Origin of the sequence: Spiroplasma endosymbiont of Danaus chrysippus (assembly GCF_902809815.1) — a bacterium.
Lineage (GTDB): Bacteria > Bacillota_I > Bacilli_A > Mycoplasmatales > VBWQ01 > Spiroplasma_E.
This window is the reverse complement of the sequence record NZ_CADDIL010000003.1, coordinates 26,342-38,177: the sequence shown is the minus strand read 5'-3', so window position 1 is coordinate 38,177 and position 11,836 is coordinate 26,342. Positions and strand designations below refer to the sequence as shown.

9 protein-coding genes and 1 pseudogene are annotated in these 11,836 nt (G+C 23.5%); 5 read left to right on the top strand and 5 right to left on the bottom strand.

Annotated features, from left to right (window positions below; translation table 4 throughout):
- Positions 1-279 precede the first annotated feature (279 nt).
- Both SPIRDC1_RS03910 and SPIRDC1_RS03905 read left to right on the top strand, forming a co-directional pair.
- Complete coding sequence (locus SPIRDC1_RS03910; protein WP_174480643.1) at positions 280-2,415, top strand: hypothetical protein; 2,136 nt, start codon at positions 280-282, stop codon at positions 2,413-2,415.
- A 211-nt stretch (positions 2,416-2,626) separates the two neighbouring features.
- A complete protein-coding gene (locus SPIRDC1_RS03905; protein WP_174480642.1) occupies positions 2,627-2,899 on the top strand; it encodes a hypothetical protein in 273 nt (90 codons plus the stop codon).
- A gap of 104 nt (positions 2,900-3,003) precedes the next feature.
- Here SPIRDC1_RS03905 and SPIRDC1_RS10575 read toward each other — a convergent pair.
- From SPIRDC1_RS10575 to SPIRDC1_RS03880, 5 genes and pseudogenes are all read right to left on the bottom strand, one after another.
- Positions 3,004-4,540 (bottom strand): annotated as a pseudogene (locus tag SPIRDC1_RS10575) (ABC-F family ATP-binding cassette domain-containing protein).
- Between the two features lie 135 nt (positions 4,541-4,675).
- Positions 4,676-4,954 carry a hypothetical protein gene (locus tag SPIRDC1_RS03895; protein WP_174480641.1) on the bottom strand — a complete coding sequence of 93 codons (279 nt, stop codon included), beginning with the start codon at positions 4,952-4,954 and terminating at the stop codon, positions 4,676-4,678.
- Entirely contained in the window at positions 4,948-5,109 is a 162-nt protein-coding gene (locus SPIRDC1_RS03890) for a hypothetical protein (RefSeq protein WP_174480640.1), read from the bottom strand. The genes SPIRDC1_RS03895 and SPIRDC1_RS03890 overlap by 7 nt, the downstream gene beginning before the upstream one ends.
- 141 nt (positions 5,110-5,250) lie before the next feature.
- Positions 5,251-5,721 carry a hypothetical protein gene (locus SPIRDC1_RS03885; RefSeq protein WP_174480639.1) on the bottom strand — a complete coding sequence of 157 codons (471 nt, stop codon included), beginning with the start codon at positions 5,719-5,721 and terminating at the stop codon, positions 5,251-5,253.
- Positions 5,722-5,850: 129 nt separating this feature from the next.
- A complete protein-coding gene (locus SPIRDC1_RS03880) occupies positions 5,851-6,018 on the bottom strand; it encodes a hypothetical protein (RefSeq protein WP_174480638.1) in 168 nt (55 codons plus the stop codon).
- 964 nt (positions 6,019-6,982) lie between these two features.
- On the opposite strand from SPIRDC1_RS03880, the gene polA reads away from it, so the two are divergent.
- From polA to SPIRDC1_RS03865, 3 genes are all read left to right on the top strand, one after another.
- Complete coding sequence (polA, locus tag SPIRDC1_RS03875) at positions 6,983-9,607, top strand: DNA polymerase I (protein WP_174480637.1); 2,625 nt, start codon at positions 6,983-6,985, stop codon at positions 9,605-9,607.
- Between the two features lie 67 nt (positions 9,608-9,674).
- Complete coding sequence (mutM, locus tag SPIRDC1_RS03870) at positions 9,675-10,505, top strand: DNA-formamidopyrimidine glycosylase (protein WP_174480636.1); 831 nt, start codon at positions 9,675-9,677, stop codon at positions 10,503-10,505.
- Positions 10,506-10,671: 166 nt separating this feature from the next.
- Positions 10,672-11,796: a DnaD domain protein gene (locus SPIRDC1_RS03865; RefSeq protein WP_233214976.1), complete on the top strand. Its 1,125-nt coding sequence runs from the start codon at positions 10,672-10,674 to the stop codon at positions 11,794-11,796.
- The last annotated feature ends 40 nt before the right edge of the window (positions 11,797-11,836 follow it).

Here is an 11,836-nt window from a genome sequence, read left to right as displayed (position 1 = left end):
TAATTATTAAGTTCACATATGGATTAATAATATCACACTTATACAAAATTAATATATAGGATAATTTTAAAATAAATAATAGATAGTTTTTATAATGTTTAATTTTTCTCTGTTTTATATATTACCATATTTAAATTGTTTATTTAAATAAATTTTAAAATTAAAATAAGTAATGATACAATTTGTAAGAAATGAATTTAATTATTTTCAGAGTTAAATGTATTAAATTTTAGTAAAATAAAATTGACAAAAATAACACTTTATTTAAGGAGAACTGCTATGAAAAAAGTATTTACCAAGTTAGGAATTATCTTAATAGCAAGTGCCACTATTTTACCTCTATCAGCTTGTACCTTTAATTTTTATGTTAACCGTGTAACTAATAGTATCGCTAAAAGTTTTGCTGACCAAACTTCTGCTTTAATTAAAAGTATGGTTATGTCAAAAGAGTTAACTGCTGATACTAGTAGTACTAATGATGATATTATGGGAAAAATTAAAAATAGTAGTATTAATAATTTAACTAAAAATACTAGTTTAGATAATTGAGGTGATTTACAAACACGTTGAGGGGAAAATGGAAAAATTGATGTAAATAATTTTAATCCTGATAATTTTTTTAAAGCTTCTGGAACAGGTGAATTAACTAAAACCATCAATAGTAAAAAACAAGTTAATGATATTTTTTCATCACTTGATTATATTAGAACTATATCAATTATGGCTAACCCACAATTAGAAAATATAGTTGTAGGTGCTGGTATGGACCCCATTTCTAGTTTTTTAAAATCATTACAAGGTGACTTAAGCACTTTACCAGCTGGATTACAATTAATTGCTAATTTAATTAATAACTATGGTCCTAATTTTTTAAGTTCGCTAACTAGAATATTTGGTAATTTAGTTAATGGTAGTTGGTCTGATCAACAAACTTCTACACCCACTGATGAAGAAACAATAATTAAATTTATGAATAATTGAAAAGATGATAGTAGTCAACCTTATAGCGCTTGAAATGATAATGGAAAATGAAAAATAGATCCACATGCTTCAATTGGACCTCTACCATGAAAACTTTATCCTGGTCACAAAGTAAGTGATTGAAAATGAAAACAAGATTATGATTTATATCATGGTGGAACTTTAATTAATTACTTGTTTTGAAAAATGAGTGAAGACAATAAAATTTTTGGTAAAGATGGTAAAAGTATACGTTATTTAGGTGATATCATTGCAGATTATATAAATATCAGTGGTTCAGTTACTGATCCAAAAGTTGATTTTGATGATAAGGGTTTTTTTAGTGATATAGAAAGATACCTTCCCTATCTTTTAACTAACCCACTTTATATCTTAACAATTATTGAAGCAATTATTCCGGTTATTAAAAAATGAATATTAGATATGCCAGATATTACTGAAGGTGTTAAAAACTTAACAATTGGTAATGGTTATCCATCAAAGCCAAGTGCTGGTAGCTATAATTTACTTGATATTATCAATACTATAAAATCTTTAATTAACCAACCAGAAAAATTAAAACAAATACTTCTAAACATATTTGGTAAAACTACAGCAGAAACTCGTGGTTTTGATACATTTCTTTATGATCTCAAATTAAATACAAAATTCGATGCAATACCATTAGCACTAGATTTAGGAGGAGTTATTGGTGATGGTAAATATGATCCCACTCCATTAATTACTACTCTTCTCGAAAAAATTAATACAGATAGTGTTAAAAATATTATTGATAGCATTACTGATCTAATTACCAAAATTTCAGAACAATACCCAAGTAATGAAGGTATTAATATTGATTTACAAGATTTAGAGAATTTTTTATTTAATAATACTACTGGTCTCTTAATAATTTTTAAAAATGATACTATTGTTACTCTAAAAAACATAATTAATAAAAGTGATGTAACAGCAACCGATGTCGAAGAATTATATAAATCATTAGGTGGACACATTAATAAAGATGATCCAGAATATCCAACTTTTACTCAAGGTTCAATACTTGATATTTTACAAAAAACTATGATTGAACCACACAGTCAACTAAATAATATCTTAAATTTATTACTTGGTACTACTGATGAAAGTCATAAATTAGGAATTAAAAATATTATTACTGCTAATAATAATCAATGAATTAAAGATAACTATGAAGTTTATTTTGATGCTGATAACACAACCGACATTAATAAAAAAATAGGTAATACTTCTAATATTACTATGACTAAAACTACCATCAATAACATTGAAACAATTAATTTAAAATATGATTTTACATATAAAATTAAAAACACTACATATCATTTTATTATCACTGCTATTGATATTGAAAATTTAATTGATTTTCAAGGTATACGTACTTTTAAATTTAAAAGTATTACTCTAGTAAAATAAAAAACTAATTTTAATAATATTATTTATTAGATATTTAATAAAAAAATAATAGTTATCATAATAATAATTATTTTTAACTATAAAATATATGACTATATACTATACAATTTTAATTTTAATGCTATACTTAATTAAGTGCTTATTAATCTCATTATATCAGATATTATTATCAGATTTATCAATTAGGCGCCAGAAAGAAGAGGCATTGTTAATGGAAAACAATCAAACAATAGAAGCATTATTAGAAGAAATTAAAGTTTTAAAAGAAACAGTAATTACTATTAATGCAAGTTTAACAACACTTGTAAAAATCACAGAAGAACGTGAAAAACGTTTTGCTGAACGTGGAGCAAGAACACAAGGGGACAGAAATTCTTCTGATCGTGGAAACTTTAGACCACGTTCTGACCGTGGTGATTCTAGTTGAGGAAACAGTGGTGGATTTAGCAGACGAGACCGTGACGACCGTAATCGTAAAGGATAATTTAAACAAATAAAAAAACTTATAACTAAGATTTAGTTATAAGTTTTTTTATTTGTTTAAATGTATAATGAAATTAAATATTAAAAATAACTATTTTAATTTCACTAATTTGTTAATTTTTCAAAATCTAAAACACCATTAACTCAACTATTATTAAAATTAGTATCATGAGTTGTCAATAATACAGTGCCTTCAAATTCTTGCAATGCTTTTAATAAAGACTCTTTAGCTAAAACATCAATATGATTAGTTGGTTCATCTAAAATTAATAAGTTGTAAGGTTTTAATGCCAATGCTGCTAATCTAACCTTAGTTTGTTCACCACCAGAAAGTAAGTTCATTGGTTTCATTACTAAATTACTACGCAAGCCAAAACTTGCTAAAATTCTTCTAATCTCAACATCATTTAATTTAATATCTAACTCTTTTAAATAATTAAATGGAGTAGTACTAGTCATTACTTCAGTCTGATGAAAATATGCTACTTGCATTCGATCATCTAAATTAATATTTCCAGCAAGTGATGGAATATTACCAGCTAACGTTTGCAAGAAAGTAGTTTTACCAATTCCATTATACCCTTTAACAACTCACTTACTACCAGTCTTAATAACAAAAGTAAGTGGCTTAATTAATGGTTTATGATAACCTATTTCAAGGTTTTTAGCTTGCACAGCAATTGAACTTGTTGTTTTATAATACTTAAAATAAAACTTTGAAGGAGACTGGATTTGCTGTTTTTCTAAAACATTAATTTTAGATAATTGTTTTCTTCTTGATTCAGCACTTTTAGCAGTTGAAGCACGCGCTGCATTTTTACTAATATAAGTTTCTAATTTTTCAATTAATTTCTTTTGATTTGAATATGCTGATTCATATTGACGATGATGTAAACTTTTTTGTTCTAAAAAACTTTCAAAATTACCAACATAACGAGTAATCATATAATTATCAATATCGAAAATAATATTACATGTTGTATTAATAAAATTACGATCATGTGACACCAATAAAAATGCACTAGGGTAATTTTGTAAAAACTTAGCCAATCAATTAATTTGTTCAATATCCAAAAAATTAGTTGGTTCATCAAGTAATAAAAAATCATCTTAATTTAATAATAATTTTACTAATAACACTTTTGCTCTTTGACCACCACTTAAACTACCTAAAGTTTGTTCTAAAAGTTGTAAATTAATACCCAATCCATCAACTAAACGACCAATTTTTTTTACTAATAGTATCAAATCCTTGGTGTGTCAATTCATCTTGAATTTTCATTGCTTTCGTTAATAACTCTTCACTTAATTATTAGCCATTTCTGCATATAAGTTTTCCATTTGTTGTTCACGTTCAAAAAGTTTTTTGATAACTTTCACGCAAATATTGTAAAACTGTTAATTCTAAATTAACCTTTTGATGTTGATCCAAATACCCAATTTTAATTTTAGGATGAATATTTAAATTAATATGATCTGCAGATACTGTTCCATTAATAATATTTAATAATGTTGTTTTACCAACACCATTCATACCAATTAATGCCACATGTTCACCTTTATTAATTTGTAAAGTGGCGTTTTTATATAAAACTTTTCCACCATTAGCATGTGTTAAATTCTCAATTGTGACAATACTCATCTTATACCTCATTAATATTTTTTTAATTACTTAGTAATAATAACATGAATATTAGCCATAAAATAAGAGAAAAGAGAAAATAGTATTAATTTTATAGATTAAAATTTTATTATTATCAACAAAATTGTTAACTTATTAATTATGTTGAAATAAACATTTTACTTTATTTCAAGTATTAGCTGAAATTGGAATATTATTAATACTCTTTGCATCAAATTTTTCTTGAGTTTGATGAGACAATTTTCTATTTTTAATTATATTAATATTTTGTTCAAAACTTGGTCTAATTTCATCAAAAGGTATGTTTTTTTGAGAACTTAAATAGTTTTTTAAAACTCTAGAATTGATATTATGAAAATCTATTTCTTTTAAGTCCTCTATTTCTAGTTTTTTTGCTTTTTTTGATTCTACCAAGTTTCACATTTTTTTAATAAAGGTTTAATTCCATATTCTTTTAGTATCTGAACACCTAATACTGCTACAATTGCTAAAACTATACATCAACTTATAGGCAATGCAGTAAGTGTTGCTATTCCTAAAGCCGCAGGAGTTCATCAGCAAAGCGCCATTGCAAAAGAAATTTTAAGTGCAAGAACAGAAATAATTCCTGAAACAACACCAAAAATATAAGTTTCAAAGCCAAAAATAAAAAATTTTCCAACTCACCTACCTAATCGTTTACCTAAAGTATTTTTACTTTCTTTAATCTTTTAATCATTATTATTGACACCATTAATATTTTCTTTATTTTTAAAATCTAAAATAGATTTTTTTCTAATAACTACTTGCTTATCATTTTCATTTTTTATGAATTGACTTTCTTCTAAAAGTTCTTTTTTACAAAAATAAACTCTATATTGTTCTATTATTTTTTGTTCAACATCAGTTTCTTTATTATTAATATATACTATCTTTTCTCATATCTCATCATTACTAAAATAAATTCTAGTCACAATGCAAGAACCATTATCTTTATCTTTTATTTTCTCAAAAAAATATTCATAAATTATAATATCCTTATTAATTTCTGTTTTATATACAAAAACATTTTCTGATTTTAGTTTATATGTTATTAATTCTCTCTGTATTTTCTCTTTATTTTGATGTAAAGGTTCATCTCTAGTAATTCATGCACCTTGTTTTACAATATTACTTAGGGCTTTTGATAATATCGGTTTCATTTTTTTCTCTTTATTTGATTAAAAAATAAAAAAGCTATTTACTTTAAAATAATAAAGTAATAGGTTTAAATAAAAACTCATATACAGAGCAAATATCTTGTTATATTTTATATAATTTTTAAAACAAATTTATTTTTTCAAACTAGATCCCGCTTTGTTTTGTTTTTGTTGTTTTTTTTCGTCTTCTTTTTCTCTTTTTCATCTTTCTCTAGTTTCATTCACATCATTAATTTCCCATTTAGCAACTTTGCTTAAATCTGTTGGGCCATTAGCTTCTGTTTTTCATGGGTTTGGCATTTTTTAATTTTCTCCTTACTTCAATTTGAATATTTTTTCTCAATTTTAAATATTAAATATTCGACATCATTATATATCTTTTTTATTTTTTTTAAATAATTTTTTACAAATTTTTATAACTAAAATTAAAACTATAAGACTATAAGTTTAACTACATATTTTTGTTTTATTACTTTTATTAGTGCTTAAAAATTTCATAATATGTAAAAATTTTTACTAAAAATAAACACTCCATTAATGCACTAATATTTTTTATAAAACTAAGATAAGTAGGGTAAAATTATTGCAATTTTTCCAAAAATATTTATCAAAAAAAAAATAAAAAACTTATATAGAGTATGAATATATTTTTTTAAAAAAAATGAAAATATAAATTATTTCTAAAAATAATAACAAATTTCCTTGCAATTTAAATATTATTTGTTATTATTCTTATAAGGATTTAGATAGCCTAGGTCCTTTAAAATTAAGGTAATATGTCAAAACATTATTCAATTATAATATTTTTAAATGTAAAAAATTTAAAATTAATCTAAAACCCCTAATTTAAACTCTATAACCCCAATAACCCCCCCTTTTTTTTATAAATGACCATATTACTTTAGCAATAATTCTTGTGTAGACAAGAGCTGAAAAGCTCTTGTTTTTTATATATAAAAAAGAAAAAATGAATTTAAAAATTAAAAATTGAATGTTATAATAAAAGTTAAGGATCTATTTATAAATATCCTTAATATTTAAATAATTAAGTTACAGAACTCTAATCACTATAAATATAATGATTCTCTTAAAATTAACCCTAAAACCTTATATTTATAATGTTTTCTACACAATTAAATCTGTAACTTAATTATTGTTCGATAGCAAGAAAAAAATCTTGTTTTTTTTATATGCTAATTTTTTAATTTTATATGAAGTTATACTTACTTATTGTTATAATAGTTTTATGAAATTAGGTGAATAAATGAAAAAAGCATTAATTATTGATGGTAACAATTTATTATTTAAAGCATATTATGCTACTGCATACCAAGGAGTTAATCTACATTCGCTACAGGGTATTCCAACTAATGCCGTCTATGCTTTTATTAGAATGTTGACTAAGTACTTAAAATCTAACAACTATGCTAGTGTTTTTGTTGCATTTGATGCTGGTCGTAAAACATTTCGTCATGAAACTTTAGCAACATATAAAGGAAAAAGAAGTGAAACTCCGGTTGAGCTAATTGAACAATTTAATTTAGTTAAAATATTTTTAGACTTAGCACAAATTCCTTGGGGACAAATAAATAATTATGAAGCTGATGATATTATTGGCAGCATTGTTAAAAATAAAGTTGCTAGTAATTATCAAATTGATATTATGAGTAGTGATAAAGATTTATTACAACTATTAGATAACAATATTAAAATTCTTAATCCACAAAAAGGGATGAGTGATTTAAAGGTTATTACTATTTCTACATTTCAATCAGAATATGAATTATTACCTTATCAAGTTACCGATTTAAAGGGATTAATGGGTGATAGTTCTGATAATTTACCTGGCATTAAAGGAATTGGTCAAAAAACTGCTATTAGTTTATTAAAAGAGTATGACACATTAGAAAACATTATTGAAAATGTAGAACAATTAAAACCAAATGTTAGTAAGCTAATTAAACTTAACTTTAATAATGGTATTATTTGTAAACAACTAGCACAACTTAATTTAAATACACCAATTACTGGTAATTTAGAAACGTTTAATTATAATGTTGAAAATTTAAATAATGAAAAGTTACAAGACTTTTACAAACAATATAATATGAACTCTTTATTAACACAAGACACTAATCCTAAAACTAATAAAAATAGTACATCTCACGTTCAAATTATAAATAAATGAAATCAAGAATGAAATTGTGATTCAAATTACTTATGATTAGAAATTTTTGGTGATAATTATAATCGTGATAATATTATTGGTTTTGGTATTAAAAATGAAAAAGGAACATTTTATATTAATAAAATTAATGCAATTAATTGTCCTAATTTTCAACATTTCTTACAAAATAAAAAACTACAAAAAATAACTTGAGATTTAAAAAAGGTTATTATCGCAGGACTACGTTTAAAATTGATAATAAATAATATTATTTTTGACCATATGTTAGCTGCTTACCTTCTTTATGCTAATGAAAAAATATTACCAGAAAACATTGCTGTTATGCTCAATGTCAATGTTAAAGATAATTTAAGCGCTGATGATTTCTATGGCAAAGGTATTAAAAAAAATATTCCCAATGATGAAAAAGAAATAGCTATTTTTTTAGAAAAAAAATTAAATTTTTTAACAGATTCTCATCTCATTCTTATAAAAAAATTAAAAGATACTAATAACTGAAATTTATATCAAGAGATTGAACTACCTGCTACTTTTGTATTAGTAAATATGGAGTGTAATGGTGTTAACATTGATCAAAAAAAATTAAAACTACTAACTGATAAAACTTTACTAAAAATCCAAGATTTAGAATTACAAATTAAAAAAGAAAGTAATAGTAATTTAAATCCAAATTCACCAAAACAAATTAGTGAATACTTATTTAAAGAATTAAAATTACCTAATTATAAAAAAGGTAGTACTGCTTTTGAAGTTTTAATTAGTTTAAAAAATCAACATCCAATCATCGATATTCTTTTAGAATATCGTAAATTACAAAAATTATATTCCACTTACTTACTTGGTTTACAAAAATATATTTTTGATGATGGTAAAATTCATAGCATTTATAATCAAGTACAAACCAGTACTGGCAGGTTATCTTCATTAGATCCTAATATGCAAAATATTAGTATTCGCGATAAAGAACAAAGAGAAGTTCGCAAAATCTTTATTCCAAGCAAACCACATACTAAAATACTATCCTGTGATTATTCGCAAATTGAATTAAGAATATTAGCTCATATTAGTGAAGATGAAAATTTAATTAAAGCTTTTCAACAAAAGCATGATATTCATCGCGAAACTGCAAGTAAAATATTAAATATCCCTTTAGCAGAAGTTACTAACGAACAAAGACAAAATGCAAAAGCTATTAATTTTGGCATTGTTTATGGCATTTCTAGTTTTGGTTTATCACAACAAATAGGAATTAAAGTTGAAGATGCTAAAATATTTATCAATAAATATTTTTCGGTTTTTCCAAAAATTAAAAGTTATATTAATAATATAATTGATTTTTGTGAAAAAAATGGATATGTTCAAACAATTTTTAATCGTAGAAGAGAAGTAATGGAAATTACAAATAAAAATAAAGTGATTCAAAATTTTGGTAAACGAATAGCAATGAACATGCCAATTCAAGGTAGTGCTGCTGATATTTTAAAATTAGCAATGAATAAAATTTATGAAGAAATAAAAAAACAAAATATTGATGCAATATTAATTGCACAAATTCATGATGAATTAATTTTTGAAGTTGAAGATAATAAAGTTAATGATGTTATTACTAAAATTACTAAAATTATGTCTAATGTTACTAAATTAAAAGTTCCCTTATTAATTAATACTAGTATTGGGGATAACTGATTTGAATTAAAATAAATTTTTAAAAATTTATTAATATTTAAAATAAATTAGTTTATTATATTTTATTGGAAGGAAAATAAAAATGCCAGAATTACCCGAAGTTGAAACTGTTCGCAAAACTTTACAACCACTTTTAACTAATCATAAAATTATTGGTGTTAGAATTCTTTTAAATAAAATTATCAAAACACCAAGTATTGAACAATTCACAAAACAAATTATTGGACAAACAATAAATGATGTTCAAAGAGTTGGTAAATTATTAATATTTATATTAGATGATTATGTATTATTAAGTCATTTACGAATGGAAGGAAAATATTATTTTCAACAAAATAATCAATCAATAAATTGAAAACATGTCTTATTAATATTAGAATTAGACAATAAATACGAATTAAGATATCATGACACAAGACAGTTTGGAACCTTTCATTTGCAAACTAAAAATGAATATCAAAACATAAAACCTTATATTAATATTGGTCCAGAACCTTTTAATAAAAATGTTACTGCTGAATATTTAAAAAATAAATGAAAAAATAAAAGTCAAAGTATTAAAGCAACATTATTAGAACAAAATGTTATGAGTGGTTTAGGAAATATTTATGCAGATGAAGTATTATTTTATGCTAGTATTCATCCGCAAAGTATTACTAAAAATTTAACACTTAAACAATTACAAGAAATCATTAATAAAGCAAGATTTGTGCTTGATAAATCAATAAAACTTGGTGGATCAACAATTAGTAGTTATACTTCAAGGCTTGGTGTAACAGGTTACTATCAACAAGAATTACAAGTTCATACTAGAGCAAAAATGCCTTGTTTTAAATGCCATACTATTATTAAAAAAATAAAAATAAACCTTCGTGGAACTTACTTTTGTAATCACTGTCAAACTAAATATTAACTGTGGAAAACTCAAAAGTATATATTAATAAAGAATATTTTTAATAAAAAAAGTGGAATAAATGTGGATAAGTATGTGTTTTAATCATTTCACTTTATTTATATTCTTTATGTGCATATAATTATCATACCATGAAAGAAATGGATAGTAAAAAGAAAGTTAGGGAATGAATATGAACAGAACAATAAATGATATTGATATTTTTAAGTTGAACCAATCAGAATATATTAGTAACGAAGATTACCAAATTTTATTTATGTTATATCAACCAATAATTGGTATTGAATCAATAAATTTATATTTAACTTTAGTTCAAGAAAAGTTATTAACAAAACGTATTAATCTTGATTTCAATCATGGACGAATTAAATCTTTATTAAAAATAACTTCCACTCAATTACTTGTTGCTTTCCAACAACTTGAATCTGTTAACCTTATTAATACTTACTACTATTCTTTAAAATCTACTTACATTTATCAATTGTGTTCTCCCTTATCTGCTGATGATTTTTTTGCTAATACCCATTTAAACTCAGAACTACTTAAACAATTAGGAACTTTAAATTACGAAAGACAAAAATTTTATTTTTTGAAAAATGATATTGAAATTACAGAAAATTATGTTAATATTACTCAACAGGAAAATACTATCCCTCAATCTTTAAAATTAAAAACAGCACTTAATAATATTTATGCTAAACAAGAGCAAACATCAATTTCTAGACCAATTTATTGATTTCAAAATAAAAATAAAATTAATACTATGAAAGTTAATTTAAATTCTAATTCTAATACAATTATATCTAAAGATAATTCTGATGTTATTAATACCACATTAAATTTAATGCAACAAAAATTACCTGAAGAATATTTAAAAAATTTAACTGGTAAAATACCAACTGATAAATTAAAAACAACATTAGAAATATTAACTAATAACTTTCAATTAAATAATGCTGTAATTAACTGCTTAATTGAATATGTTTGATTTAAAAATAATAAACGTTTAGAACCAAACTATATTATTAAAATTGCTGAAACCTTTCAAGAAAATCAAATTAATAGTATTGATGATGCTTTATCTCATTTAAAACTTGCTTATGCTCGTAGCAAAAAAAATCCACACCAACAATTTCAACAAGAATCATTATGATCTACTACAGAACAATCAACAGCAAATAATTTCAATAAAAAATTAATTAAAAAATATAAGGTTGATAATATTAAAAAAGATATAAAATTAACTCAAGAAGAAATAAACAATATTTTAAAGGAATTTGATGCCCATTAATTTAATTATTAAAAGACACTATTATTAAGTAAGGAAATGA